Annotated in this window: 22 protein-coding genes and 5 pseudogenes; 15 read left to right on the top strand and 12 right to left on the bottom strand. The window is 58.7% G+C overall.

The window, feature by feature from the left end:
- Nucleotides 1-24 precede the first annotated feature (24 nt).
- Nucleotides 25-270 (bottom strand): TIGR02647 family protein, encoded by a 246-nt coding sequence (locus tag B2D37_RS17160; RefSeq protein ID WP_079203823.1) that lies wholly within the window; start codon nucleotides 268-270, stop codon nucleotides 25-27.
- Between the two features lie 137 nt (nucleotides 271-407).
- Entirely contained in the window at nucleotides 408-686 is a 279-nt protein-coding gene (locus B2D37_RS17155) for a hypothetical protein (protein ID WP_079203822.1), read from the bottom strand.
- 141 nt (nucleotides 687-827) lie between these two features.
- Between B2D37_RS17155 and B2D37_RS17150 the strand changes: the two genes are divergently transcribed.
- From B2D37_RS17150 to B2D37_RS17140, 3 genes and pseudogenes are all read left to right on the top strand, one after another.
- Complete coding sequence (locus tag B2D37_RS17150) at nucleotides 828-1,493, top strand: glutathione S-transferase family protein (protein WP_079203821.1); 666 nt, start codon at nucleotides 828-830, stop codon at nucleotides 1,491-1,493.
- 150 nt (nucleotides 1,494-1,643) lie between these two features.
- Nucleotides 1,644-2,153, top strand: a pseudogene (locus B2D37_RS17145) (ShlB/FhaC/HecB family hemolysin secretion/activation protein).
- A gap of 599 nt (nucleotides 2,154-2,752) precedes the next feature.
- Nucleotides 2,753-5,779, top strand: coding sequence for an EAL domain-containing protein (locus tag B2D37_RS17140; protein WP_177345241.1), 3,027 nt, complete (start codon nucleotides 2,753-2,755; stop codon nucleotides 5,777-5,779).
- Nucleotides 5,780-5,842: 63 nt separating this feature from the next.
- Here B2D37_RS17140 and B2D37_RS17135 read toward each other — a convergent pair.
- A pseudogene (locus B2D37_RS17135) lies at nucleotides 5,843-7,038 on the bottom strand (IS4 family transposase).
- A 419-nt stretch (nucleotides 7,039-7,457) separates the two neighbouring features.
- Here B2D37_RS17135 and B2D37_RS17130 point away from each other — a divergent pair.
- From B2D37_RS17130 to B2D37_RS17115, 4 genes and pseudogenes are all read left to right on the top strand, one after another.
- The gene (locus B2D37_RS17130; RefSeq protein ID WP_154067113.1) at nucleotides 7,458-8,180 is read left to right on the top strand and encodes a hypothetical protein; all 723 of its coding nucleotides are present in this window, start codon (nucleotides 7,458-7,460) and stop codon (nucleotides 8,178-8,180) included.
- On the top strand, nucleotides 8,177-9,058 hold the full coding sequence (locus B2D37_RS17125; RefSeq protein ID WP_154067112.1) for a hypothetical protein: 882 nt from the start codon (nucleotides 8,177-8,179) through the stop codon (nucleotides 9,056-9,058). The genes B2D37_RS17130 and B2D37_RS17125 overlap by 4 nt, the downstream gene beginning before the upstream one ends.
- A 160-nt stretch (nucleotides 9,059-9,218) precedes the next feature.
- Nucleotides 9,219-9,647, top strand: a pseudogene (locus B2D37_RS17120) (transposase); the annotation flags it as partial.
- A 67-nt stretch (nucleotides 9,648-9,714) separates the two neighbouring features.
- Complete coding sequence (locus B2D37_RS17115) at nucleotides 9,715-10,401, top strand: hypothetical protein (RefSeq protein WP_079203817.1); 687 nt, start codon at nucleotides 9,715-9,717, stop codon at nucleotides 10,399-10,401.
- A 336-nt stretch (nucleotides 10,402-10,737) separates the two neighbouring features.
- Here B2D37_RS17115 and B2D37_RS17110 read toward each other — a convergent pair whose 3' ends face one another.
- On the bottom strand, nucleotides 10,738-11,667 hold the full coding sequence (locus tag B2D37_RS17110; RefSeq protein WP_079203816.1) for an alpha/beta fold hydrolase: 930 nt from the start codon (nucleotides 11,665-11,667) through the stop codon (nucleotides 10,738-10,740).
- Nucleotides 11,668-11,721: 54 nt separating this feature from the next.
- Between B2D37_RS17110 and B2D37_RS23205 the strand changes: the two genes are divergently transcribed.
- The 3 genes from B2D37_RS23205 (at nucleotide 11,722) to B2D37_RS17100 (ending at nucleotide 13,910) form a co-directional block, all read left to right on the top strand.
- On the top strand, nucleotides 11,722-11,931 hold the full coding sequence (locus B2D37_RS23205) for a hypothetical protein (RefSeq protein WP_154067111.1): 210 nt from the start codon (nucleotides 11,722-11,724) through the stop codon (nucleotides 11,929-11,931).
- A 406-nt stretch (nucleotides 11,932-12,337) separates the two neighbouring features.
- On the top strand, nucleotides 12,338-13,300 hold the full coding sequence (locus B2D37_RS17105) for an IS30 family transposase (RefSeq protein ID WP_079200922.1): 963 nt from the start codon (nucleotides 12,338-12,340) through the stop codon (nucleotides 13,298-13,300).
- Nucleotides 13,301-13,352: 52 nt separating this feature from the next.
- Nucleotides 13,353-13,910: a transposase gene (locus tag B2D37_RS17100; protein WP_218190334.1), complete on the top strand. Its 558-nt coding sequence runs from the start codon at nucleotides 13,353-13,355 to the stop codon at nucleotides 13,908-13,910.
- Nucleotides 13,911-14,112: 202 nt separating this feature from the next.
- Here B2D37_RS17100 and B2D37_RS17095 read toward each other — a convergent pair whose 3' ends face one another.
- The 5 genes from B2D37_RS17095 to B2D37_RS17075 form a co-directional block, all read right to left on the bottom strand.
- Complete coding sequence (locus tag B2D37_RS17095) at nucleotides 14,113-14,787, bottom strand: DUF799 domain-containing protein (protein ID WP_079203815.1); 675 nt, start codon at nucleotides 14,785-14,787, stop codon at nucleotides 14,113-14,115.
- Between the two features lie 9 nt (nucleotides 14,788-14,796).
- Complete coding sequence (locus tag B2D37_RS17090) at nucleotides 14,797-15,156, bottom strand: DUF4810 domain-containing protein (protein ID WP_218190333.1); 360 nt, start codon at nucleotides 15,154-15,156, stop codon at nucleotides 14,797-14,799.
- A gap of 19 nt (nucleotides 15,157-15,175) precedes the next feature.
- Nucleotides 15,176-15,847 carry a CsgG/HfaB family protein gene (locus B2D37_RS17085; RefSeq protein ID WP_079203814.1) on the bottom strand — a complete coding sequence of 224 codons (672 nt, stop codon included), beginning with the start codon at nucleotides 15,845-15,847 and terminating at the stop codon, nucleotides 15,176-15,178.
- A 521-nt stretch (nucleotides 15,848-16,368) separates the two neighbouring features.
- Nucleotides 16,369-16,692 carry an AzlD domain-containing protein gene (locus tag B2D37_RS17080; RefSeq protein ID WP_079203813.1) on the bottom strand — a complete coding sequence of 108 codons (324 nt, stop codon included), beginning with the start codon at nucleotides 16,690-16,692 and terminating at the stop codon, nucleotides 16,369-16,371.
- A gap of 2 nt (nucleotides 16,693-16,694) precedes the next feature.
- The gene (locus tag B2D37_RS17075; protein ID WP_079203812.1) at nucleotides 16,695-17,429 is read right to left on the bottom strand and encodes an AzlC family ABC transporter permease; all 735 of its coding nucleotides are present in this window, start codon (nucleotides 17,427-17,429) and stop codon (nucleotides 16,695-16,697) included.
- A gap of 277 nt (nucleotides 17,430-17,706) precedes the next feature.
- Here B2D37_RS17075 and B2D37_RS23815 point away from each other — a divergent pair.
- A pseudogene (locus B2D37_RS23815) lies at nucleotides 17,707-17,814 on the top strand (O-acetylserine/cysteine exporter); the annotation flags it as partial.
- 365 nt (nucleotides 17,815-18,179) lie between these two features.
- Here B2D37_RS23815 and B2D37_RS17065 read toward each other — a convergent pair.
- From B2D37_RS17065 to argH, 3 genes are all read right to left on the bottom strand, one after another.
- Nucleotides 18,180-18,800 (bottom strand): glutathione S-transferase family protein, encoded by a 621-nt coding sequence (locus B2D37_RS17065; RefSeq protein WP_079203810.1) that lies wholly within the window; start codon nucleotides 18,798-18,800, stop codon nucleotides 18,180-18,182.
- A 194-nt stretch (nucleotides 18,801-18,994) separates the two neighbouring features.
- Entirely contained in the window at nucleotides 18,995-19,381 is a 387-nt protein-coding gene (locus B2D37_RS17060; protein WP_079203809.1) for a hypothetical protein, read from the bottom strand.
- A 120-nt stretch (nucleotides 19,382-19,501) separates the two neighbouring features.
- Nucleotides 19,502-20,896, bottom strand: a complete 1,395-nt coding sequence (argH, locus tag B2D37_RS17055) for an argininosuccinate lyase (RefSeq protein WP_079203808.1) — start codon at nucleotides 20,894-20,896, stop codon at nucleotides 19,502-19,504.
- 254 nt (nucleotides 20,897-21,150) lie between these two features.
- Between argH and B2D37_RS17050 the strand changes: the two genes are divergently transcribed.
- The 4 genes and pseudogenes from B2D37_RS17050 to B2D37_RS23810 all read left to right on the top strand — a co-directional run.
- A complete protein-coding gene (locus tag B2D37_RS17050; RefSeq protein ID WP_079203807.1) occupies nucleotides 21,151-22,233 on the top strand; it encodes a sensor histidine kinase in 1,083 nt (360 codons plus the stop codon).
- On the top strand, nucleotides 22,230-22,976 hold the full coding sequence (locus tag B2D37_RS17045; RefSeq protein ID WP_079203806.1) for a LytTR family DNA-binding domain-containing protein: 747 nt from the start codon (nucleotides 22,230-22,232) through the stop codon (nucleotides 22,974-22,976). The genes B2D37_RS17050 and B2D37_RS17045 overlap by 4 nt, the downstream gene beginning before the upstream one ends.
- Nucleotides 22,977-23,131: 155 nt before the next feature.
- Nucleotides 23,132-24,070 carry a hydroxymethylbilane synthase gene (gene hemC, locus B2D37_RS17040; protein ID WP_079203805.1) on the top strand — a complete coding sequence of 313 codons (939 nt, stop codon included), beginning with the start codon at nucleotides 23,132-23,134 and terminating at the stop codon, nucleotides 24,068-24,070.
- A pseudogene (locus B2D37_RS23810) lies at nucleotides 24,067-24,822 on the top strand (uroporphyrinogen-III synthase); the annotation flags it as partial. The gene hemC and the pseudogene B2D37_RS23810, both read left to right, overlap by 4 nt.
- Nucleotides 24,823-24,829: the final 7 nt, after the last annotated feature.

The raw sequence follows: 24,829 nt of genomic DNA, 5'->3' as shown, positions 1-24,829 counted from the left end.
GGCCGCGTGGGCCGTGCCGGCGGGTCAGGCGGTTTCTTTTACATTGAGAATGGTCAGCAAGACTTGTGCGTGTTCGGCCGCCTCCAGCCCCAGGCTGGTCAGGTAACCGCCATCGTCCTGGGTGACCAGGCCTTTGGTGTGCAGGCGTTTGGCCGCAGCAATCGCTTGCGGGGCGGCAACATGGTGAACCTTGAGGCCTTCCTGGGTGTTGCCCAGGTTAAACAGGGCGAGAAGATCCAGTTCGGCAACCAGCTCAGGGGTAAAGGACATAAGTGCTCCAGGCTCTTGTAAACAGGGGCCGGGCACTGCTGGTGCCCGGCTGGTTGAGTCCCGCGTGAATGAAGCGAGGCGCGGGTGTGTGCAGTGTAGCGAGACGCGAGATTGTCCGCAGGACTAAGCGACTAGCGTCAGGACGTTTCGTTCGGTAATTGCGGCAGTACACGCAGGGCTTGCTCGTAAGCCGCGCCATCGAATGGCCGATCCTCGTCGAGCATGGCCTTGATCTCATGGGCCAGCACCATCGCCATCAGTTGCAGGATTTCCCCACGCTCGTAGCCGACCAGGCTCAGCTTGTTCAAGGTTGCCAAGGCGGCAGGCGGTTCTGCGGCCTCGATCTGATTCTCGATGGCCTGGATCAGCGCTTCTTCGGCAAAGGCCTCGTCTTCGTTTTCGTCGTGTTCGCTCATGCTTGGCTTATCCGTGGACTGAGCGTGCAGTGTGCCAGCGTGACAGCGCCTACGCCATTCACTGACTCGATTCGGCTGGCTGGCTGGCGTACCCGGGGTTATAACTTTAGCTATCCATCCGCTGGCCTGGAGCCTGTCACTATGTTCAAACTATACGGATTTGCCGTTAGCAATTACTTCAATATGGTCAAGCTGGCCTTGCTGGAGAAGGGGCTGGAGTTCGAGGTCGTGACCCTTTACGGCAACCAGAGCGACGAATTTCTCAGTATCAGTCCGCGTGGCAAGGTGCCGGTGCTGGGGGTCGAGCAGGGCTTCATCAACGAGACCAGTGCGATCCTCGAGTATCTGGAAGATGGCGCTGCAGGCAAGGCGTTGCTGCCCCGCGAGCCATTCGCCCGTGCCCAGGTGCGCACGCTGATGAAGGAGATCGAGCTGTATATCGAGTTGCCCGCGCGGATTGGTTACCCAGAAGCCTTCTTCGGTGCGGAGATTTCCTCTGTTTTAAAAAACAAGTGCAAGGCCGAGCTGTTGGCCGGTATCGACACGCTCAAGCGTCACGCCAGCTTTACCCCATATGTGGCGGGCGACAGCTTCAGCCTCGCCGACATCTACTTCCTCTACAGCATCGACCTGGCGTGTGGGGTGGCGAAGAAACTGTTTGGTATCGATCTGCTGGCCGACTTCGCAGAGGCCCACGAGCTGCTCGTGCTGCTCAACCAGAACCCGCACGTCAAACGCATCGCCGCGGATAAAGAGGCGGGGATGGCGGGGTTTATTGCGATGGCTCAGGCCAAGGCCAAAGGCTGAATGTACGCGCAACCTGCAATTGCCGACCCACTGCGCTGAATTGACGCAGTGACTGGCGCGCCCTCCTGCATTTAGGAGGGCTTCTGCACTTTCCCCTCCGCCCTGGGATTGTTGCTAGGGCGAATCCAGGTGGGTCACAGTCGCGTGCTAATGGCTAAAACTGTGGGGCGTGACGCGGTCAGCGACAGCTTTCGCCACTCGCACAATCAGAGTTTCAACTACAGCCTGCCTTACGGGTGGTGGAGCTTTACCTACAGCTACAGCCAGAGTTACTACCGCACCCTAAGTCAGGACAATGGCTTCGCCTTCGACCTGGGCGGTGACAGCAAGAGCCACGGCCTGCGCGCCGCGACAGCCTGAGAAAAACCGCGGTCAACTTCGGCGTCAGCCATCTGCGCGCGCGATTTTATCCTCGGCGATCTGATCGACGTCTCCAGCCAGCGCTTGTCCGAGGCGCAACTGGGCTTCAACCACGGCCGGCGTATTGGCAGCGCCTTCGACGCGCAGCGCAGTGGTGATCCGCACGGCGGCGAGCCGGTCGCCCACTACAACAAGTACAGCCTGACCCTGAGTTACCTGCAGCCCTTCCCGCTATGGGGCGAGTCGCTGAGTTTCGTCAGCCTGCTCGGCGGCCAGAGGAGCGAGAGCGGGCGGGGTTAGGTCTTGTCTTTTGCTTTTTCCAGGAAGACCTGACCCCTGTGTCTTCGTTCATGGCTGGCTTATCCGTGGACCGAGTGTGCAGTGTGCCAGCGCCTAGTCGGCATGCAGCGGTTCTGCTGCCATCGCTTTGCGCAAACGCCGCGCAAACGCCGCGCCCGCGCCGCTCGGGCAGCTGTGTCGGGCGCTCAGAACCTTCCCGGCCAGGTTCGGTTTGCTCTACGCAGTGGCAGGCCGGGCGATAACGACGAGCGTGACGTGAGGCGCAGTATTGATCGGTGTCAATATGCCACTACACGATGTGCGGTATTGGTAAGACCGCTAGGACCACCCTCCAGCTAATTAGGATTTATGGCTATGGCCGTGCATGGCCTGTTCCCTTGTGGCCTGAAGAATCGTGAAAAAGTCCTCGACTACGGCGGCCGTCTCCAGGTGCCAGTCGCCGACGTTGTGCCATGTCCAAAATGGAGCCATTTGGCTCACTAAACTCCCCCTGGTTTGTGTGGCTCCCGTTCACAGCCTTTGAGCGCCATTTGCGGCGAGACGCAAAAAAGGAGAACTGTTGACCCTGACGTTAGAACGTTTTTATGGAGGGAGTCGCCATGCCAACTGAAGTGGCCGAGGTACGCCCGAAACGAGCATCGCAGAGCCGTTGGCCACGGTTCAATGTCAACCAAAAAATGGTGATCAATTTTTTGGTGATATTGCTGGTCGCTGTCGCCAATGTGATCGTGGTGCAAACGATGCTGCGCGACCTCAAAGGGGTGGCGGAGACGGTTGGTCAAGCCGGCAAATTACGCGTGCTGAGTCAGAAAATCGCCTTTGAAACCAGCCTGGTGTTACGCCTGGAAGGGCACAGGCAAGAGCAGGCCGTCGCTACTATTGACGCCTTCGAAATGCATTTGAGTGGCCTGGAGCTGGGCGGCAACGTATTTGGCCATAACGCCATGACCTTATCGACACAGATAACCCCGTTGGTGGCGTCGGTCCGGCCGAAGTGGCACTCCTATCGCAGTCACATCGAATCTCTTCTCGAAATGCGTACCCCCCCTGGAGAGGTGACCGCCGAGCTGGCTCGCGTCCACACCGAGGCGGGGCAACTGCTGAAAATTGCAGAGGCGATTGTTCAGGCGTTGACCATTGAGGCGCAGCAAACACAAGAACGCGGCCTGCAGGTGGTCTACGCGCTGGTGGTGGTGGATGTATTGGTGCTGTTTGGCATTTTCCTGCTTGCCCGCAAGCAGGTTGTCCACCCGCTGCGCGACTTGACCAGGTGCAGCCGGAGGTTCGGTGCGGGGGATTACGGCGTGCGCTCGAATTTTCGCGGCACTGACGAAATAGGTGAGTTGGCCGCTGTCTTCAATTTCAGTGCGCTGCAGATTGAAGAATTGGTTACCAGTATCGACCTCGATCGGCAACGCTTACAGCGGGCAGAGTCGATCTTTCGGGGGCTCGCGGAAAACTCGGTGGTGGGCGTGTACATCGTCCAGGAGCACAGGTTTCAATATGTCAATTTGAAAATGGCCGAGATGTTTTCCTATACCCAAGGCGAGATGATCGCGTCGCTGGGCGTTCTCGACATCGCCAGCGATGCCGATCGCAACCTGGTTGAATCGAATATTCAGAAACGCCTGTTCGGCGAAGCCCGTGCGGTTAACTACGAAATGCAAGGCCGGAAAAAGGATGGCGCAACCTTCGATGTAGAGGTGTTTGGCTCAAAGATGGACGTCGACGGTAAGACCGCCACGATCGGCATCATGCTCGATATTACCGAGCGCAAGCGGGACGAGCGCGCGTTGAAGGTGTTAAGCGCTTGCAATCAGGCGCTGATTCGCGCCACCGATGAGTCTGCGTTACTGACCGAAATTTGCGGCATTGTGCAGCAGCTAAGCGGGCATCCCTTTGTCTGGGTCGGTTATGCCGATGATGAGGCGAGCAAGTTGGTGCGACCCGCGGCCAAAAGGGAGGCGGTGGACGGGGCGCTGCCCTTCACGGCCGGTGAGTTAAGTTGGGATGATTCGGCGCGTGGCAGTGGCGTTACCGGAACCGCCATCAGGACGGGGCGCACCGCCGTTATAAAATATGGGCAAAGCAATATGCAGTATCCGCCGTGGCGTGATTTTTTGATCAAGCATGGCATCCAGTCGGGCATGGCGTTGCCGCTCATAACAGAACGTAAAGTTATTGGTGCACTGACCATCTATGCGCAGGATGCTGCGGCCTTTACCGCCAGTGAAATCAGGATAGTGGAGGAGCTGGCCGGCAGTTTGGCTTACGGCATTACCGCGTTGCGGGCTAATTGCGCACGCCAGGGCTATGCGCAACAACTCATGCATCAGGCCACTCACGACGTGCTGACTGGCTTGGCCAACAGGAGCTTGCTGAGTGACCGTATCAAGCAGGCAATCGCCTCGGCAGAGCGTAGCGGGCGGGCGGCAGCCTTGTTGTTGCTCGACCTCGATGGTTTCAAAGTGATTAACGACAGCCTGGGTCATCCGGCCGGTGATGCATTGTTGCAGGCAGTCGCCGAGCGGCTGTGTTCCCTGGTGCGCAAAGCCGACACGGTGGCGCGTATGGGCGGCGACGAGTTTGTCATCGTGCTTCCCGGTCTGGTGAAAGTGGCGGATGCCAGTCTTGTCGCGGGAAAAATTCTGAGTGCGCTTGCCAGCCCCTTTGTGATCGACCGCCAGGAGTTGCATATCGGGGTCAGCATCGGTATCAGCCTCTATCCTCAGGACGGTACGCGCGAGGAGGTGTTGCTTAAAAATGTCGACTTGGCCATGTACCGGGCCAAGTTTGAAGGACGCAATCAGTTCCACTTCTATACGGAAGAACTAAATATCCATAGCCGGGAACGGCTAGCGCTGGCGTCCGACCTGCGTTTTGCTCTGGAGCGTGATGAGCTGCTGTTGCATTACCAGCCGCAAGTGGATCTGCCCAGTGGTGAAATCGTTGGCGTCGAGGCCCTGCTGCGCTGGCAACACCCCGCGCGGGGGCTTCTTTCGCCCGCGCAGTTCATCCCCATCGCCGAGGAGAGTGGACTCATTATTCCCATTGGCGCCTGGGTGATTAAGGCCGCCTGCGCCCAGCAGCAGGCCTGGCGGGTGGCAGGATTACCCCCGGTCAAGGTCGCGGTGAATATTTCCGCGCATCAGTTCCGCCGCCACGATCTGCTCGCCGTGGTGACAGAGGCGTTGCAAGAAACCGCTATGGAAGCCCGTTATCTGGAGTTGGAACTCACCGAAACCGCGATCATGCAGGAGCCGGAAAAGGCCATCCCCGTGCTCTTGGAGTTAAAGGCGCTGGGCCTGCACCTCGCCCTGGATGATTTCGGCATGGGTTATTCCTCGCTCAACTACCTGCGCCAGTTTCCGCTGGACAATCTGAAAATCGATCGATCGTTCGTCAGTGATCTGACGTCGAGTTCGCACGGCGTGACCATTGTCAAAACCATTATCTCGTTGGCCCACAGCCTGAATCTGAAGGTCATTGCCGAAGGCGCGGAGACCAAGGCGCAGTTGGATCTGTTGCACGCATACGGCTGCGACGAAGTGCAGGGTTTCTATTTCAGCAAGCCTCTGCCAGCCGATGAGCTGGCGTGCTTGTTCGGTTCATGGGGCCATGCTTGAGCCCAGGCCGGCAGGGAAATAAATAATAACGCCGCAACAGGGCTCGGAGTCTGAGGTTTTCCCTCAAATCCTCTCGAGATCCTGGGCCTGCTGATGCACCTCTCGACGCAGGGCGCGCTCTATCTCGCTGAGGCAGGCGGGTTCTTCTTCCTGTCCATAGCGGTGCAAATATTCCACGCCTGATTGCCAAAGCGATAGCGCGTTTGCGCTCAATGCTGTTGCTTTGACAGCGTTGTTCATAGCCTGCCAGTCGGGCCTTTAAACCAAGCAAAAAACAGGTGGTTAGCCAGGGCGGCAATCAATAAAAGGATTCCGATACGCTTGGCGCAGCGACTACAGTGCAGATTTAGGCCAAAGCCTAAATGCTCACTTTTGACGTCTCGGAAGCCTTCTTCGATTTGCATGCGGCGCTTGTAAACGGCGACGACTTTTGCCGCAGCCCATTGCTCCGCAGGTAGGTTGCTGGCCGGCAGCCTGGGTTCGCGCTCACGATGCGGCATTCTGCCGACTGCGCTTATCTTCAGCGATTTTCCCGGTAATGCGTCGGTATTTGCGGCCTAGAGCCGGTTCGCGGAGCAGGTAGAGCTGCGTGAAAGATGGCGCATTGCGCGTCATCTGGTAAGTACCAAGGCTCTTGGGCGAGGCACTGGCCTGTTCGTACAAGGTCTTGATCGGCTGCCAGGGTTGTTCATCAAAGCGGCACAAGTCGCGATTACCAACCCGGCCGACGTAGTACCAGCCTTGCGCTTCAACCGCCTTGAACCAGGGCCGCCGAAAACCTGAGTCAGCCACCAGAATAAGGACGCAGTCAGGGGGCAACATCAGCGCCAAGGCGTCGAGCAATTACCCCTGATATTTCGGGCAGCTCTCGCGCTCATGCCCGCGCTCGTAAATGACGAAGGAGCGTCCGGCCAGAGGCACCGCAGCCCGCAACAAGAAGAAGCAACCGGGAGCGTCCACCGGCGACCAATCAATCAGCACCAAGAGATGCTTCAGCGTGCCGAGCAAGGCACGCAGCATCATCAGGTAGAACAGTGGCTTCTCCGCGTGCAGATGCGGGTTCGCCAAGAGTCGATCAGCACGCTTGATCGCGTGTCGAGGCTGACCATTGCCAGGCATAAAACGTCCCACTGCGGTCAAGGTTAAGCGCCGGCCTGCGAGCAGTGCGCTTACGGCGCACATCAGCGCATTTAAACGTTTGGCGTGAACACTCGGCAGCGCTCGCGCGAAGGCTTTATGTGAAATCGGACAGCTTGCATGGGGGCTTGGGTCTTTGTTTTGTTTGGCGACAACCAAGGTGCCCACCCATGCAAGCCAAATAAAGCACTAACCGTTTGAAATTTATAGAAACTTTGAGGGGAAGCCTCAGGCTCTGTCCCCTATTTCTGCCCCGTCGGCGAAACCACCAACGACATCGAGTTCGGCCATGCCTTCACGCGCAGTGGTTCGTGTCCGCTCAGCGTGCTGGACGAAAATGATCAGATCTCACGCCTGGAGTTCACCGTGAATGACTAGAACTGTGAGGTGGGTCACTTAATGAGCGACTGATGGCTAGAGGCCATATGTTTTAATTTGCGCCGGATTTCCTGGCGGCGCTTATGTACGCCAAGGAAATACTCACTCTCAGTTGCTTAGGCATGACGATCGGGTCGGCCTCATCCCATAAGGAGATTCATCAATGAAGGGAATTCGCTGCGCTTTAATGAGCCTGCCGTTGCTCGCACTACTTCTGATGACCGGTTGTGCATCAGTGCAGCCGCCGGTACCTATGGACTCGGCGTTCTGGAGTGAAAACCAGGAGAGCATTGGCGTGATGGTGGCCGAGCTGCCAGTACCTACCGTTGTCTTATCTGGTAATCAGGGGTTGCTGGACTACGCAATCAATAGCGGGATGGCGACAGGGTTGCGCAATAAGGTCGAGACTTGGGATGCCAGTGCGCTGAATGAATTGTCGCCTCTGGTGGTCGAGCAGTTGAGCAGCAGAGGTTATAAGGTAAAGCTGATTCAGGCATCGATTGATACCGGTGAAATGATTCAACTGAAAGGGGGTAAGTTGGGCTTCTCTCCAGTTGACCTGCGTCCGCTGAAAGAACAGTACAAGGTGGACAAACTGGTGCTGTTTATCGTCACTGCAACGGGCACCGTACGGACCTATTACAGTGTGGTGCCGACCAGCGACCCTATCGTTCAAGTTGGAGTGAATAGCTATGTCGTCGATTTGGATGACAATCGTTTGCTCTTCTATCAGGGGCACTTGACCACTCGTGCTACTGAGGGGCATTGGGATGAAGGCCCTGAGTATCCAACCCTGACCAATACCTTCTATCAAGCACTGGATGCTGCGCAGCAAACCGTGCTGGTCCCATTCACTAGTCAACAAGTTTCGGTTAAACAGCCTTGAAGTTTCGCTGTTTTTGGCTGTTGATTCTGCCGTGTATTGCCGCTTGTACTGCTAATACCCTACACCCGCAAATAGAGGGTGATATAGCCAAACGCCTCCAGGCCGATGGGTATTCGCTTAGTGTGCTTGAGGGAGATAAGCGCCTGTTGCGTGGCGAGAGCTCACGTGACGGTGGCGTTTTTATTAAGAATGGCCAGCAAACGGGGCTAGCTCTTTACAGCGCATCGCAGGGGGCGGGAGCCGTCGGTTCGGGAGCTGCGTCGGCGGGGATCATAATTGGTTCGTTGGTAGCCTCGCAGCTCACTAAGTCGAATGCCGAGAGTGAACAGCAAGATGAGGCGGAGCAGCGCGTTGCGCCGTTGCGCCAAGCGCTTAATGCTCAGCCAATTCAGCACTGGTATGCAGACGCTTATCAGCACGCTTTACATAAGGGGGGCGCCGCTGCCCGTGAGACTGGGGTGATGGCCTTGAGTCTGGCTCCGCAGGCCTTGCTGGCCCAAGACCTACAGAGTGTGCGGTTGATCACCGAAGCGCGTCTGACACTAGGGCGGGCGACTGTCTATCAGGGGCGAATTGAAGTGATTAGCAGGCCGCTGGTCTGTACAGACGACTGCCTAGATATTTGGAGTCATGCTGACGGTCAAAGGTACAAAGCGGCCCTAAAAAGCAATATAGAGGAAACCACTCGCGTGCTTTTGCTCGACTGGCAGAGCCAGCACTTCGCAGAAACGAATACCACAGAGCAGACTTTACGCTATCAGATTGGACAGAGTCGTTATGTGGAACGCGGAAGGTTAGTCGACACCTCGGGTGATCGACATGTGTTTCTCGGCCTGCGAGGTTGGCTCAAATCGGTGCCGTTAACGGAGTATCACTAGCCGGCTCAAAACTACGAAGTTTAAGAGGCCGGAGTGATTTCCTTTTAACACCTGGCGTCTTGGCAAGTTTTTAGTGCCGCCCGCCACAAAAGAAAAAGGGGACAGATTTATTTTCCCTAATCTTAGCTAGTCTACAAGCTCCACGGATGGAGGATTACTTATGCCTAGGATGGGCCGCGTCGTTTTACCGAACTTCCCGCACCATGTTGTGCAGCGTGGTCATAACCGGCAGTTGGTGTTTGCCGCTGCTGAGGATTATCAGCGTTATCTCGCCGACCTTCGTGAACTCAAGGATGTATTTGGCGTGAAGGTCTATGCCTACTGCCTGATGACCAATCATGTTCATCTGTTGTTAGCGCCGGGCGACGCGGTTGCAGGGTTGGGGTAGTTGATGAAGGCGCTGGCGGCCCGGGCTACGCGCTACCGTAATCGGCTGGAGGGGCGCTCTGGGACGCTGTGGGAAAGCCGTTACAAGTCCAGTGTGGTGCAGTCGGATACCTATCTGCTTGCCTGTTGCCGTTATATCGAACTGAACCCCGTGCGCGCTCGCATGGTGGCAGACGCAGCGGATTATCCGTGGTCCAGCTATCGCGGTCGTATTGAGGATGGGGCTGTAGATTAATTTTCTAAACTTTAAATATAACTTGAGGTTGTTCATGTTAGTGCGTTCTCTGCTGGCGGTAGTACTGGTTTCGTTGGCCGGTTGTTCAACGGTTAAACCAAAAGAGTTAACTGGTACTGAGGCTGATCAGCTTCAGGGTAAGACATTGGGCTATTCACGCTATAGCGAGTTGCCCGATTTTATTGCACAAACAGCGGTTAATGTGCAGTTTGGTTTGTTAGGTGTGGCTGCGGCTGTATCCAATGGCAACAGTATGATTCGCGATAACAAAATTGAAGACCCGGCGCTGGGTATGGCGAAGCAGCTAGCGGATGAACTGGCGGCTGCGCAGAAGATGACAATTGTTCATGCTCCTACTGCCGTTGAGTCGGCTGACTTGGATGCGGTTGTCGCCGCATATCCACAGTTTGACTACATTCTGGATGTGCGCACCCGTGGGTGGAGCAGTATTTATTACGTTTCCGATTTTAACAATTATAAAGTGGCTTATAGTGTGTATGCGCGGTTGATAGATCGTAAGACAAAGAGGGTATTGGCTGAGAAGGCTTGTTCATATACACCAATTTATGAAGATACCAATAAAGCACCGTCTTATCATGAGCTTGAGCAAGGTGTTGGGCTACGTTCTCAGTTGGTTCAGTCTGTTGATTATTGCTCGGATGATTTTCGTAAAATTATGGGTTTGAATTTACCCGCAGCCCTAGCTAAGACTTCAAAATAGAGCCGCGTGACCAGGATAAGCTGCGCTGATAAGCAAACCCCCTTTTTGCTGTCCTCTTTTTGCTTATTACCTATTAACGGAGAAACATGCACATGCCACGTAAAACAGCTGTGCTTCACGGAAGAAAAGGGGACAGATTTATTTTTTAGGCTTGCTGGCGGTCGATGAATAAATCTGTCCTCTTTCCCATTTCCACTGTGTCGTCGATATGCGTAGGGCTACGGATAGAGCGGCGAGGGCAGGGTAGACCAAGGGCAGGTCACGGAAAATATATCTGTCCCATTTTTAGTCCCAAAAAAAACCCGCTCATTGAGCGGGTTTTTTTATCGGTAAAGATCAGCTCTTGGTGCTGTCGAGAAATGCTTGGTAGTGGGCGGCAGTTTCGTCTGGACGTTCGAGCATCGGCACGTGGCCACAGTCCTTCATGACAACTACGGTCGATTGCTTGAGCAGCGGTTGCATGACCGCAATGCTGGAGATGTCCAATACACGGTCTTGGTCGCCCCACAGCAGTAAGGTCGGTGCTTGGATCTTGCTCAACTCAGGCTCTAGCGGGATATAACGATCGCGCAGGCTGCTGAAGATTTTTTCGTTCAACGGTCGGTTGGCGATAGATTTTTCGGCAAAGTGTTGCTTGAGTGCGTCGGGGATGATCGGTTGCTTAACAAATACAAAGTTCAGCATGTTGTTGAAGTCCGCGGCGTTATTTACCAGCAGCGGGTTGGCTTCGCCGCGCTCAATGCGCTGGAACATTTCACTTTTGATTGGTGAGGTGATTCCTGCGTTATCCAGTAAGGCCACGCTTAATACTTGTTCTGGGTAACGAGCGGCATATAGGGCCGCAATATGGCCGCCCATTGAGTTGCCAATTAGGTGCAGTTTGTTCAGCCCCAGTTGTTTGCTGAATGCCGCGAGGCGTTCAGTTTGTGTGCCGACGTCATAACTGACGTCGAGCTTGCTGCTGTCGCCAAACCCCGGTAGGTCGAGGGCAATCACGTGATACGTGCTGGTTAGCGGTTTGGCGAAACGCAGCCAATTGTCTTTGTCAGCGCCAAAGCCGTGGATCATCAGAATGGTTTCTGCGTCTTTGGGGCCGCCTTCGTAATAATGCACATCGAATTCGCCCACCTGCACCTGCTTAACGCTTAGTCCGGCCAATTGCCGCTCGGTGAACTGCACGGTAGCCAGTAGGGTAGTAGGAGATAGGTAGAGGGTTGCGCCGACAGTGCTGAGTATTAGGGCGAGCGCGATGAGCAGTTTTTTCATGGTGGACCTTATAGCGATTGGGTTTTGATAAGTCGATTAAGCGAGCATGAGGCCTTGTTCAAGCGTACCGAGGGAGCAATTTTCCCGTCAAGTGATTGGTTGAGAGGGTTTATGTGCGCGGGTTTTGGTATCGCTGTTTTACTGGCGGGTTTCGTTTATTTACCCGTCAGCGCTTTGGCCGCAGCACCCTGCGGGCTTTTAATCGCCACGGGTGATATGCAATCACCGCCTTTATGCCAGCAACGATTTGAATCTATTGGCTGAGTCGAATCGTGACTACAGTTTCTATTCAAAAATGAAGAAAAAGAGCGGCTCGTTTGGCAGTAGCAGCAAAAAAGCACGCTGGATGAAAGCGAAGTCATCAGCGCAGTGGGTTCGAGCATTGTCGCCGGCAATACTGTGCTGGTCGCCGGGCATGACCTGAAGGAAAAAAGGGGACAGATTTATTTTCCCTTGGTAATTGTGGAAATAACTAAAGGGGTCGGAGTGATTTATTTTTAACCAATTGTCAACTTGGCGGCCCCTTTGCCAGACTGCCCATAACTAAAGGGGTCAGAGTGATGTCTTATAGTTACCTGAATTCATAGAATAAGTGCAACGTTTGAGACGACAGGCAGAGAGCCAGCCACCGGTAGAATCCAGGCTCTCACACCGAAGGATTCAAGCGCAGATGACTACGCCTTACCGGCAGCTGACTCAGGGCCAACGTTACCAGATTGAGGCCGGTTTAATCGCCGGCAAAAACCAGGTCAGCCTTGCTAAACAGCTTGGCGTGCATCCCGCGACCATCAGCCGAGAGATCCGCCGCAACAGCTCAGAAAACCGCTACGCAGCTGTTTCAGCGACCCAGAAAAGTGATGCGCGCCGTGCCCAAGCACACAAGTACTGCAAGCCCGTTGCCTGGTTCCGTCACTACCTGCCGATCTGGCTTCAGCACGGGATGAGCCCAGAACAAATTGCTCATCGTTTAAAGCAAGAGCGGCCTGATGACACTGCGAGTCATGAGTGGATTTACCAATTCATCGCCATCGACAAGCGCCGTGGCGGTGATTTGTATACGCACCTTCGCCACCGTCGGAAATGCTACCGAAAGCGCTACGGAAGCCACGACCGGCGCGGACAACTACGAAATCGCGTGTCGATCAGTGAGCGGCCTGCTGAGGTCGAAACACGTGAACGGCTAGGCGATTGGGAGGGTGATACGGTGCACGGACTCGGCGGCAATATCGTGACGTTGGTTGATCGTAAAAGCGGCTACCTGAGCGCGTATCCGGTCAAGCGCAGAACACGGAGACAGGTGACGCGAGCGATCAACCTGCTGCTTAAGGGTCATGTGGCAAACACGTTGACGCTGGACAATGGCCGGGAGTTTGCCGGTCATGAATGCATCGCCCGCAAGAGCCAATGCGCGGTCTATTTTGCTGACCCGTATTCGTCTTGGCAGCGCGGCAGCAATGAAAATGCGAATGGCCTGTTGCGGCAGTATTTTCCCAAGGGCAGCGACTTTAGCAAGCTGACTGTGGAGGCCGTTAATCAGGCGGTAATGAAGATCAATTTACGACCACGCAAACGCTTGGCCTGGAAGACACCATACGAAGTACAAGCAGGGGTAAGCGTTGCACTTATGCGTTGAATTCAGGTTAAGCTAAGCTGTTGAACGTGTTGATTGGCAAAAGGAGCTTGCCATGCCTCGTAAACAGCGGATGTATTTGCCGGGCGTGCCGGCGCATGTGGTGCCGCGTGGAAACAATCGCGACGCCTGCTTTTTCCACGAAGACGACTACCGGTTCTATCTTGCGGTGTTGGCCGAGGGGCTGAAGCGCTACCGGGTGGCGTTGCATGCTTATGTGCTGATGACGCCAGCAGACGAGACAGGCATTTCACGGGTGATGCAGCACGTCGGGCGGATGTATGTCCTCTACATCAATCGCACCTATCAACGTACCGGCACCTTGTGGGAAGGGCGGCACAAGGCAAGCCTGGTCAATGCCGCCGAGTATTTGCTGAGCTGCTACCGCTATATCGAACTGAACCCAGTGCGCGCGGGTTTGGTGGCTGCGCCCGAGGCGTATCCCTGGTCGAGCTATCGCTGGCATGGCTGGGGGAGGCAGATGCTCTGGTGGCCGATCATGCGCTCTATCAGCAGTTGGGCCGAGACGACGCGAGCAGGCAGCATGCCTATCGACAGCTGTTCTCGGGGCATTTGCCGTCCCCGACGCTACATGTCATGCGCGAGGCGTTGACTCATAACTACCCGTTGGGCAACAACCGTTTTCGGGACTCGGTTGAGAGGCAGCTTGGGCGGGTGGTGGGCCAGTGCAGTCGAGGCCGGCCAGTGGTTGACAACAAATCACTCCAACCCCTTTAGACCAAAGCCTAAATGCTCACTTTTGACGACAAGACCGGCGTGCAGCCGGTCTTGTGCGTGTTGCTGAGAGCAGTTTGTTACTGCGCTGCCAGCTGGGTTGGCGTGGGTTGTGGCGCGCGCGGGCCGTGGAGGATGCCGTTGGGCGTGTTTGCCGTCAGCAGGCGCTGGCTGGTGATGCCGGCGACTTCATGGCCGCGGTCGCTGAGGGTGTTGATGATCTGGTTGACGGCAGCGGTAATCAGCATGCCGACCAGGCCGCCGCCGCTGTTGTTCTGATTTTCCGCGGTGCTGGCCCGTGCGTTGCCTGCCCAGAGCAGTTGACCGGTGCGCAGGTCGATGAGTTTGGCGTTGGCGGTCACCGCCACTTCGCTGGTCACCACTTTGTAGCTGCTGCCGTATTCGCTGACCTCGATGTACAGGGCCGCATCGGCGCCAAAGATTTCGTGCAGTTTGGCCGGCGGGGCCATGTGCATTTCGTCGGCATTCATCAAGCCATTCTGTTTGAACGTTTCGTCCACCAGCGCCACTGGCAAGACGTAGTAGCCCGCCTCGGCGAGGGGCAGGGTCACGTGCGAGAGCAGGCTGTAGCTGGCTTTGATGTCCGGCGACTTGTTGATCGGCGGCAGCACCACGATGGACGCTGGCTTGCTCTGCTTGAACGCGGTGTAGTCGTAGGGTGTGGGGGTGGCGCAGCCGCTGATCAGGCCAGCCAACAGCAGCAGTGCAAGGGCTTTGCAGGGATTAAAGCGCATCATGACCTCTTATCTCTCAGCGTTGCGCAGCAGAAAGTCCATGTAGGCAGCGGACTCGGGGAATAGGGTTTTCTCTGTTTCGAACTGCTGGCGGACCTGGTCGGCTTTACCGATCTCGGCGTACAGCATGCCGAGGTGGGCATGAAAGCCGGGAGGGGGCGTGGCGTCCTGGGCGCGTGCTTCCTGCAGGCTGGCTTCCAGGGCGGCTATCTGCTGCTGCGGGCCGCTCTCGTGCTTGAAGTGTTCGTAGACCTGTTCCTGGTAGCCGGCCCAGTGGTACAGCGGCTTGGGTTGGCTGACGCAGCCACCCAGGAGTGTGGCCGAGGCCAGGGCGAGCAATGCGCCGTACTTCTTCATCTCGTTAGTCATCTGGGTTGTCTTCCTTGAATTATTGCGCCGGGCGCCAGGTGCCCGTGTCGACACCGCCAACCAGGTTGTTGACTGCTTCACGTATTGCCAGGTCGAGCACTTTGCCGTTGAGCGTGGAGTCGTAACTGGCGGTGCCGCCGAAGCCGATGATTTCGCGGTTCGACAGGCTGAACTCGCCGGCGCCTTGCACCGAGAAAACCACTTCGGAGGTGTGCACGTTGACGATATTCAGGTTGACCTTGGCATAGGCAATTTGCGATTTGGCGCGCCCGAGGATGCCGAACAGTTGATGGTCGCCGATTTCCTTGCGGCCGAACTCGGTGACGTCGCCGGTCACCACGAAATCGGCGCCGCGCAGTTGCTGGCTCTTCTTCGCAATCACGCTTTCCTGTTGAATTTCCGCGAGGTTGTCGCGATCCAGCACGCTGAAGCGGTTGGACTGCTGCAGGTGGGTGATGAGGATGGTCTTGGCTTGGCCGCCGAGACGATCGACGCCATCGGAGAACAGGCCGCGCATGTAGCTGGAGCGGTTGTCGAACTTACCCACGGCAATCGGATTGCGCGGGCCGTGATAAACGCTTTGGGCCGAAGTCACCTTGGCGACTTCGAGGCTGCGCGATTGTTCGGTCGCGCAGCCGTTTAACAGGCTGATCAGACCAAGCAGGCTGACGGCAAGTAGCGTTGTTCTCATGTGAGTGTTCTCGTTGGATGGGTTTGGCGATGGGTGTAACGAGTTGAGTGGCGCTACCGGGCAGTCCCTTGGGCGCGCGCAGGCAGCGAATAGAGAGGAGTGGGGCGTACTGAAGTGAAAGTCTTTGGTGCATCCATGACCATTGCGTCCTTTGTTGGCACGCCGTCCAGGTAAGCGGCGGCCGAGTACATCCGAGTGAGGGCACGATCGGCTGCTGCGGCTATGTGGCCGGCGCACGACCGAGCACCTATCGTTTTGGCTGGCGGAGTCTACAAAAACCAAGGATGGGTGGCCAGTGGCCAGTGGCCATTCGCTGTGCAGTCGTGCCAGTTGTGACGTGGGTCACCTGTGCGGCGTGCACGGTGTTTGGCCGACTCGAGCTAAAGGGCGCGGAGTGATTGGTTTTTAACCAACAGGCAGCTTGGCAAGCCTTGAATATCGACGTGCCAAGACAATCAAATAACGCCGAGCCGTCTAACTGGTATCAGTAGGCGTGAGCAAAACCCAGTCACACCCAAACCTCAACCATAGGCCTGCAGCAGCCAGAGCGCCGCCATGCCCACCGCCAGGGTCAGCAGGACCTGGCGGGTGCGCCAGGCGACGAACGCGGCCAGGGCGCCGGCCAGCAGGCGCTCGTTGCCCAGGGACAGGTCGATCGCACCGTTGGCGTTGACCAGGGCCGGTAGCACCAGCGCCGCCATCACGGCGGCCGGCACGAAGCGCAGGGCGCGTTGCAGGTACGGCGGCGGGCTGGCCCGCCCGAGCATCTGGATGAACGACAGGCGCAGGGCGAAGGTGCCGATGCCGATGGCGAAAATGATCAGCCAGGCGGTGCTGCTGGACATCGTCAGTCCTCCCTGGTTGGCGAGTGGGTCTGCATGGGAGCGGGTTTGGGCGGCTGCAGGGCTTCGACCAGCAGGCCGGCGCCGATGCCGCTGGCGGCCGCCAGAAACAGACCCAAGTTGTAGGGCAGGCCGGCGGCCGCGACGGCCACTATGCCGCCGGTAATGGCGGCGGCCAGGGTCGCCCGGTCGATGATTGAGGGGATCAACAGCACCAGGAAAGACAGCGGAATGGTGAAGTCCAGCGACCAGTTCGCGGGCACTCCGGCGCCGAGAAAGATCCCGGCGGCGCAGGCCGCCACCCAGGTCAGCCACATCGGCAACGCCGTCCCCAGGTAATACAGGTGTTTGGCCGAGCCCTGGGGGTTGAGGGTGTAGCGGGTGATGCTCAGCGCATAGGCCTGATCGGTGAGCAGGTAGGCCATGGGCCAGCGCCAGCGCCAGGTCAGGCCCTGGAAGTGGGGCGCAATCGAGGCGCTGTACATGGTGAAGCGCAGGTTGATGACCAATGCTGTGAGGATCACTACCAGCGGTAGGGTGCCAATGCTCATCAGCTGGGCGGCCACCAGTTGCGCCGAGCCGGCGAAGACGATGACCGACATGACCAGCGCGGCGCCGGGCGACAACCCTGCGTCGATCGCGGCGATACCGGCGATCATGCCGAACGGAATCATCCCGGGAAGCAGTGGCGCGACCGCCTTGGCCCCGGCGCTGAAGGCCGGGTGTGTTGCAAAGGCCATGGAGTCTCCTGACTGTGCCTGTCTGTGAGTGCTTGCCGGGGCAGGTATCGACGCCCCCGTGATCCGAGACGCTAGGTGCAGCCAGGCCGCCGGGACCAGCTTAATGCGCCTGTTGCGGCGTGGGTGTTCCGTTCACGACCCTGAAATGTATCAGCCAAGCCAGTAATCGCACCTCTTAGATCGACTGTGCTGCCCGATTAAACCCTGGCTGTATTGGCGGCTAAATGCCGGCGAAAGTGGTTATAGAGGCTTACTCGTGTGCCCTGGAGTCAGCGGCATGTCGGCGAAAGATTTGCGTCTTGCCCTGGTGGTGATCGTGGCCTGGGGCCTGAATTTCGTGGTCTTCAAGGTCGGCTTGGACGCTGTGCCACCGATGCTGCTCGGGCGCCGCGTTTCAGCCTGTCCTCGATTCGGGCGATCGTTTACCTGGCCTGTGCCGCGACCGTGCTCGCCGGTTCGCTGCTCAGCCTGGGCAGTGCTTTCGCCGCCGAGGCGTTGGTGGTGGTCTCGGGGATCGATACCGAAGGCGCAGTGCTCGGGCATTTAATCGCCCAGGCGCTGGAGCGGGAAGGGGGGCCGCTGACCGAGCGGATCCAGTCGGGTGGTACTCGCAGCGTGCGTGCCCTGCCCATCCTCCGGGGAGATCGATATCTACCCGGAGGATGGGCAGGGCTGAACTCATAAAGGGGCACGCACGTAGGCAGGATTAGAGTAGATAAGGTCGGACTCGGGCAAATGCCGCCACTGGCTTCAGGTCAGCGCGGTCATCACGCCTCGGCGGTACGCCGGTCTGTCTTTGAGTCGCTGGTACCAGTCGGCCAGATGCGGGAGCTCGGGACGCTCGATCGACATTTCGAACCAGGCATAGGCAATCGACCCCAGCGGGATATCGCCCATGGCGAAGGTCTCACCGGAGAGATAGGGACGATTGGCCAGCACCTTCTCGGGGATCGCCAACAGCTCGGCACAGCGCTCGAGGGCATCAGCCATCAGTCGGTGGTCGCGTTGCTCGGGCGGTGTGCGCAAGGTACCGACGAACACATCGCTGAAAGGATCGATCAGGCAGGAGGAAACCCAGTCCATCCATTGCTCGCTTTGAGCACGCTGCACGGCAGACTCCGGGTAGAGACTACCAGGCGCATAGCGGGCTGCCAGATAGCGCACGATGGCGTTGGACTCCCAGAGCACCAGGTCGTCGTCCTCGATCATCGGGATCAGGCCATTGGGATTCTTCGCCCGATACTCAGCGTCACTCACCAGACCAAAGGCACCGCCAGCATTAATCGACTGATAGGCCACGCCGGCCTCTTCCGCGCACCACAGTACCTTGCGCACGTTGTTCGAATTCGGTCTGCCCCAAATTTTCAGCATCTGTTGTTGCTCCTTGATCAAGCGGTACTGGCATTCGTGCTGTGCTCAGCACAAGCCGCAAAACTAGGCACCCTACCACTGGAAAAAGGGGGCGCCCATTAGCCGACCCTATATCCAGAGCCAAAGCTACGCGGCCTGACTTTTTTAACAAAGTGCTCCCTTTTTCCCCTTTTTCCCCTTTTCCCACACCAAGGTTACCAGCGCAGCAGGGTCAGCCCGCCAGTGCCGATCAGTAGCAGACTGGCGGCGCTTACGGCCAGTGGCCAAGGCGGCGCCACCGTTTGGTTGCGCCTCCTCTTCGCCATGCCGACGAAGCGCGGCACCACCTTCCGGCTCAGCCCGGCGGCAAACAAGGCGGTCGCCCGCCCGGCGCTGCCGGAACCTGGCCAGAGCAGGCACAGCAGGTGTGCCGAAAACCCGCACGCCAGCAGGCCGAAGGTGATGAGGCGAGGTTGCGGGTCGAGCTGGTAGCCGGCGAGGGCAAAGCCGAAGAGCAGTTCATGGGCGTGGCCGGCGGCGCTGGCCAGGTCCGGCAGGTCCGGCAAATAACCGAGCAGGCCGAGCACGGAAAGCGCGAGCAACAGCGCCGCATAGACGGCGGCGGGGAAGACTCAGGCACTGGCGCAGGCAGGCGGCCTGGCAGCGTTCATCGGCGTCTGGTATTAGGGTGGGCAGGCCAAGCGTGGCCCGCCCGCCTGGGCTCAGCGGTTAGCCAGCAGCGCCTGGCCGCGCTTGACCGCCGCGCGCACCTGGTTCGGTGCGGTGCCGCCGATGTGGTCGCGGGCATTCACCGAGCCTTCCAGGGTCAGTACCGCAAACACATCCTGTTCGATCTGATCGCTGAACTGGCGCAGTTCGTCCAGGCTCATTTCGGCCAGATCCTTACCGCTGTTGACGCCGTACTTCACCGCATGGCCGACGATCTCATGGCAGTCGCGGAACGGCAGACCCTTGCGCACCAGGTAGTCGGCCAGATCGGTGGCGGTGGAGAAGCCGCGCAGTGCCGCCTCACGCATGATTGCGTGCTTGGGTTTGATCGCCGGGATCATGTCGGCAAAGGCGCGCAGCGAGTCGCGCAGAGTGTCGGCGGCGTCGAACAGCGGTTCCTTGTCTTCCTGGTTGTCCTTGTTGTAGGCCAGTGGCTGGCCCTTCATCAGGGTCAGCAGGCCCATCAGCGCGCCGAACACCCGGCCAGTCTTGCCGCGCACCAGTTCGGGTACGTCGGGGTTTTTCTTTTGCGGCATGATCGAGCTGCCGGTGCAGAAACGATCCGGCAGGTCGATGAACTGGAACTGCGCAGACGTCCACAGCACCAGCTCTTCGGAGAAGCGCGACAGGTGCATCATCGCGATCGCGGCGGCGGCGCAGAACTCAATGGCGAAGTCGCGATCGGAAACGCCGTCCAGCGAGTTGCCGCCGACGGCGTCGAAGCCGAGTAGCTGGGCCGTGACTTCGCGCTGGATCGGGTAGGTGGTGCCGGCCAGTGCGGCGCTGCCCAGGGGCATGCGATTGGTGCGCTTGCGGCAATCGAGCAGGCGCTCGTAATCGCGGCTGAGCATTTCGAACCAGGCCAGCAGGTGATGACCAAAGGTCACCGGCTGGGCGGTTTGCAGGTGGGTGAAGCCAGGCATGATGGCCTCGGCTTCGCGCTCGGCTTGCTCCAGCAGGCCCTGCTGCAGGCGGCTGATTTCGGCGAGGATCAGATCGATCTCGTCGCGCAGCCACAGGCGGATATCGGTGGCGACCTGGTCGTTACGGCTGCGCCCGGTGTGCAGCTTCTTGCCGGTCACGCCGATGCGGTCGGTGAGGCGCGCTTCGATGTTCATGTGCACGTCTTCCAGATCGACGCGCCAGTCGAACTGGCCGGCTTCGATTTCGAGCTGGATTTGGGTCAGGCCATCGATGATGCTGTCGCGTTCGGCATCCGTCAGTACGCCGACCTTGGCCAGCATGGTCGCATGGGCGATCGAGCCCATGATGTCGTGGCGATACAGGCGCTTGTCGAATTCGACGGAGGCGGTGAAACGGGCGACGAAAGCGTCGACGGGCTCGCTGAAGCGGCCGCCCCAGGATTGATTGGTTTTTTCAGTGCTCATGGGCTTCGCTCGGCTAATGCGCTAAAACAGGCGGGCCGCAGGTGGCGGCCGGCATGGCGGAAAAAGTCCGCCGATAATAACAGGCTGGCGGGCAAAATCGCCGGGTCGGTTTGTCGGCCGCTGCGTACGGCGACAGCTTGGGCAGTGATGCGTGGCTCACAGTTTGCCGAGCCAGGCCGTATTTAAGCGGTTTATTTTGCCCGACTGGAGCCGGCTCGCTTGCCGCCCGGTCGAGCCACGGGGAAACTGCGCCGATGGATACTCAATGGTTGAACAATAAAAACCCACCGGCGCCCATCGACGACTTCTTCGTCCCGGAGCTGTGCGAGCCGGAAGCGCTGCTGAGCATGGTCTTGCTGGCCGAGTTGCTGGTGCTGGTACTGGTGCTGGCCGAGCCGATGTTGCCGGGCTTCGACTGGGTGCGCCTGGCGCTGACCTCGCTGTTCGTGCAGTGGATCCTGTTGCTTTCGGCGGCCCTGCTGTGTCGTCTGCGGCCCCTGCTGGCGCGCTGGCGTGCGGCTTTGGCGGGCGTGCTGTGCTGTCTGATCGTGGTCGGGCTGACGCTCGCCTGCACCGCAGTGGCCGATTATTACGACCTCGGCGGGCCGCTGCCACATGCTGGCGAGGTCAACCTTTACCTGCGTCACGCCCTGATCAGCATGATCATGTCTGCACTGCTGCTACGCTATTTCTATCTGCAGAGCCAATGGCGAAAGCAGGAACAGGCTGAGTTGCGCGCGCGCATCGAGTCCTTGCAAGCGCGGATTCGGCCACACTTTCTGTTCAACAGCTTGAACAGTATCGCCAGCCTAGTGGTGATCGACCCGCTCAAGGCCGAGCAGGCCGTGCTGGATCTGTCCGACCTGTTTCGCGCCAGCCTGGCCAACCCCGGCAGCCTGGTGCCCTGGAGTGAAGAGTTGGAACTGGCCAAGCGATATTTGTCGATTGAGCACTATCGCCTCGGCGAACGACTACAGTTGCAATGGGAGGTGGTCGATGTGCCTAACGATTTGCCGATTCCGCAGCTGACGCTGCAGCCTTTGCTGGAGAACGCCTTGATCTATGGAATCCAGCCACGCATCGAGGGTGGCTTGGTGCGTGTCGAGGCGAGCTATACCGATGGGGTGTTCCAGTTATGCGTCAGCAACCCTTATGAGGCACAACACGAGCAGCCGGCTTCGCGTGGGACACGCCAGGCGCTGGGTAATATCGATGCGCGTCTTGCGGCACTTTTCGGGCCGCGGGCCAGTCTCAGCGTGGAGCGCCGTGACGGCCGCCACTTCACCTGTCTACGCTATCCTTGTGCGAGACTTACGCAGGAAGCCCGTGTCCTATGAATGTCCTGATCGTCGATGATGAACCCCTGGCCCGCGAGCGCCTCAGCCGTATGGTCGGCGAGCTCGATGGCTACCGTGTCCTCGAGCCGTCTGCGAGCAATGGCGAAGAGGCCCTGACCCTGATCGACAGCCTGAAGCCGGATGTCGTGTTACTGGATATCCGCATGCCGGGCTTGGATGGCTTGCAGGTTGCCGCCAAGCTTTGCGAGCGTGAAGCGCCGCCCGCAGTGATTTTCTGTACGGCCCATGACGAATTCGCCCTGGAGGCGTTCAAGGTCAGTGCGGTGGGCTACCTGGTCAAACCGGTGCGCGCGGAACATCTCAGTGAGGCGCTGAAAAAGGCCGAGCGGCCAAACCGGGTGCAACTCGCTGCCCTGACTCGTCCCGCTGCGGAGAGCGGCGTCGGCCCGCGCAGCCATATCAGTGCGCGCACCCGTAAAGGCATCGAGTTGATTCCGCTCGATGAGGTGATCTTCTTCATCGCTGATCATAAATACGTGACCCTGCGCCATGCTGGCGGCGAAGTGCTGCTGGACGAGCCGCTCAAGGCGCTGGAAGACGAGTTTGGTGATCGCTTCGTGCGCATCCATCGCAATGCCCTGGTCGCCCGTGAACGCATCGAACGCTTGCAGCGCACCCCGATCGGGCACTTTCAGCTATTCCTCAAAGGTCTTAATGGCGACGCGCTGATCGTCAGCCGCCGGCATGTGGCCGGGGTGCGCAAGCTGATGAACAGTTTGTAGGGTTTGTAGGGTTTGTAGGGTTTGTAGGGTTTGTAGGCGAGTGGGTCGGGAAGGGCATGAGGAGTGGGGCGCATGCTCTGCATTCCACACGCCGTCCCCCACCCGCTGTGCGGCCCCTGTTATTATTCCAGGCAGTTCGTTTTCTGGAATTGCCCATGTCCCGCGAAATTCGTATCGCCACCCGTAAAAGCGCCCTGGCCCTGTGGCAGGCCGAACACGTCAAGGCCCGCCTGGAGTTGGCTCACCCTGGTCTAAAAGTCAGCTTGGTGCCGATGGTCAGTCGTGGCGACAAGTTGCTCGATGCGCCGCTGGCGAAAATCGGTGGCAAGGGCTTGTTCGTCAAAGAACTGGAAACCGCTCTGCTCGAGAATGAGGCCGACATCGCCGTGCATTCGATGAAGGATGTGCCCATGGACTTCCCCGCTGGCCTGGGCCTGTTCTGTATCTGCGAGCGCGAGGACCCGCGCGATGCCTTCGTCTCCAACAGTTTCGACAGCCTGGATGCCCTGCCAGCCGGCAGCGTGGTCGGGACCTCCAGTTTGCGTCGCCAGGCGCAGATACTGGCCCGGCGACCCGACCTGAAAATCCAGTTTCTGCGTGGCAACGTCAATACCCGCCTGGCCAAGCTGGATGCGGGTGAGTACGACGCCATTATCCTCGCCGCCGCTGGCCTGATTCGTCTGGGCTTTGCCGCGCGTATTCGCGCCTCCATCAGTGTCGAAGACAGCTTGCCGGCGGGCGGGCAGGGTGCGGTCGGGATCGAATGCCGCCGCGCCGATACCGAGATCCATGCCTTGCTGGCAGTATTGAACCATCACGAGACGGCCTTGCGCGTCACCGCCGAGCGGGCACTGAACAAGCGGCTCAATGGTGGCTGCCAGGTGCCGATCGCCTGCTATGCGGTACTTGAAAGCGAGCAATTGTGGTTGCGCGGCCTGGTTGGTCAGCCCGATGGTGGCGTGCTGCTGTGTGCAGAAAGTCGCGCGCCGGCGGCGCAGGCCGAGCAACTCGGTGTGCACGTCGCCGAGGCGCTGCTGGCGCAGGGTGCCGCGGAGATTTTGCAGGCTGTCTACGCTGAGGCCGATGCCGAGTGAGCAACTGGCGCCTGCTGTTGACCCGTCCGGCCGAGGAGTGCGCGGCCCTGGCCGCGACTCTGGCCGAACAGGGGATCTACAGCAGCAGCCTGCCGCTGCTGGCGATCGAGGCCCTGGCCGAGACGCCGGAGCAGCGCGCGACCATCCTCGAGCTTGATCGCTACTGCGCGGTGATTGTGGTGAGCAAACCGGCGGCGCGGCTTGGCCTGGAGTTGCTCGACCGTTACCGGGCGCAACCGCCGACCGAGCAGCCCTGGTTCAGTGTCGGTGCAGCCACCGCCGAAATCCTCGAGCACTATGGTCTGACCGTGCATTTCCCCGCGCATGGCGATGACAGCGAGGCTTTGCTCGCGCTGCCGCAGTTGCAGCAGGCGCTGGCTGCGGCGCTCACTCCTCGCGTGCTGATTCTGCGCGGCGAGGGCGGCCGGGAGCTTCTCGCCGAGCGCTTGCGCGACCAGGGCGTGGCGGTCGACTATCTGTCACTGTACCGTCGATTGTTGCCGCACTATCCGTCAGCGGCACTTGCCGAACGGGTGCAGGCGGAACGCTTGAATGGCCTGGTGGTCAGCAGTGGGCAGGGCTTTAGCCACCTGCTTGAGTTGGCGGGCGCGCACTGGCCATCGCTGGCTCGACTACCCTTGTTCGTACCTAGCCCGCGTGTGGCTGAGCAGGCGCGTGTTGCTGGCGCCGAAAGTATTGTGGACTGCCGTGGCGCGAATGCCGTGGCGTTGTTGGCGGCGTTGCAGGCGCAACCTGCCC

This window comes from Pseudomonas sp. CC6-YY-74, from assembly GCF_002025205.1.
Lineage (GTDB): Bacteria > Pseudomonadota > Gammaproteobacteria > Pseudomonadales > Pseudomonadaceae > Aquipseudomonas > Aquipseudomonas paeninsulae.
The sequence above is the reverse complement of the archived record's forward strand: the minus strand, read 5'-3'. Positions and strand labels throughout refer to the sequence as shown.

Excerpts from the sequence above, each read along its gene's own strand:
- B2D37_RS17160 (WP_079203823.1), bottom strand. The coding sequence starts at position 270 with ATGTCCTTTACCCCTGAGCTGGTTGCCGAACTGGATCTTCTCGCCCTG.
- B2D37_RS17155 (WP_079203822.1), bottom strand. The coding sequence starts at position 686 with ATGAGCGAACACGACGAAAACGAAGACGAGGCCTTTGCCGAAGAAGCG.
- B2D37_RS17150 (WP_079203821.1), top strand. The coding sequence starts at position 828 with ATGTTCAAACTATACGGATTTGCCGTTAGCAATTACTTCAATATGGTC.
- B2D37_RS17140 (WP_177345241.1), top strand. The coding sequence starts at position 2,753 with ATGCCAACTGAAGTGGCCGAGGTACGCCCGAAACGAGCATCGCAGAGC.
- B2D37_RS17130 (WP_154067113.1), top strand. The coding sequence starts at position 7,458 with ATGAAGGGAATTCGCTGCGCTTTAATGAGCCTGCCGTTGCTCGCACTA.
- B2D37_RS17115 (WP_079203817.1), top strand. The coding sequence starts at position 9,715 with ATGTTAGTGCGTTCTCTGCTGGCGGTAGTACTGGTTTCGTTGGCCGGT.
- B2D37_RS17110 (WP_079203816.1), bottom strand. The coding sequence starts at position 11,667 with ATGAAAAAACTGCTCATCGCGCTCGCCCTAATACTCAGCACTGTCGGC.
- B2D37_RS17105 (WP_079200922.1), top strand. The coding sequence starts at position 12,338 with ATGACTACGCCTTACCGGCAGCTGACTCAGGGCCAACGTTACCAGATT.
- B2D37_RS17100 (WP_218190334.1), top strand. The coding sequence starts at position 13,353 with ATGCCTCGTAAACAGCGGATGTATTTGCCGGGCGTGCCGGCGCATGTG.
- B2D37_RS17095 (WP_079203815.1), bottom strand. The coding sequence starts at position 14,787 with ATGCGCTTTAATCCCTGCAAAGCCCTTGCACTGCTGCTGTTGGCTGGC.
- B2D37_RS17090 (WP_218190333.1), bottom strand. The coding sequence starts at position 15,156 with ATGACTAACGAGATGAAGAAGTACGGCGCATTGCTCGCCCTGGCCTCG.
- B2D37_RS17085 (WP_079203814.1), bottom strand. The coding sequence starts at position 15,847 with ATGAGAACAACGCTACTTGCCGTCAGCCTGCTTGGTCTGATCAGCCTG.
- B2D37_RS17080 (WP_079203813.1), bottom strand. The coding sequence starts at position 16,692 with ATGTCCAGCAGCACCGCCTGGCTGATCATTTTCGCCATCGGCATCGGC.
- B2D37_RS17075 (WP_079203812.1), bottom strand. The coding sequence starts at position 17,429 with ATGGCCTTTGCAACACACCCGGCCTTCAGCGCCGGGGCCAAGGCGGTC.
- B2D37_RS17065 (WP_079203810.1), bottom strand. The coding sequence starts at position 18,800 with ATGCTGAAAATTTGGGGCAGACCGAATTCGAACAACGTGCGCAAGGTA.
- argH (WP_079203808.1), bottom strand. The coding sequence starts at position 20,896 with ATGAGCACTGAAAAAACCAATCAATCCTGGGGCGGCCGCTTCAGCGAG.
- B2D37_RS17050 (WP_079203807.1), top strand. The coding sequence starts at position 21,151 with ATGGATACTCAATGGTTGAACAATAAAAACCCACCGGCGCCCATCGAC.
- B2D37_RS17045 (WP_079203806.1), top strand. The coding sequence starts at position 22,230 with ATGAATGTCCTGATCGTCGATGATGAACCCCTGGCCCGCGAGCGCCTC.
- hemC (WP_079203805.1), top strand. The coding sequence starts at position 23,132 with ATGTCCCGCGAAATTCGTATCGCCACCCGTAAAAGCGCCCTGGCCCTG.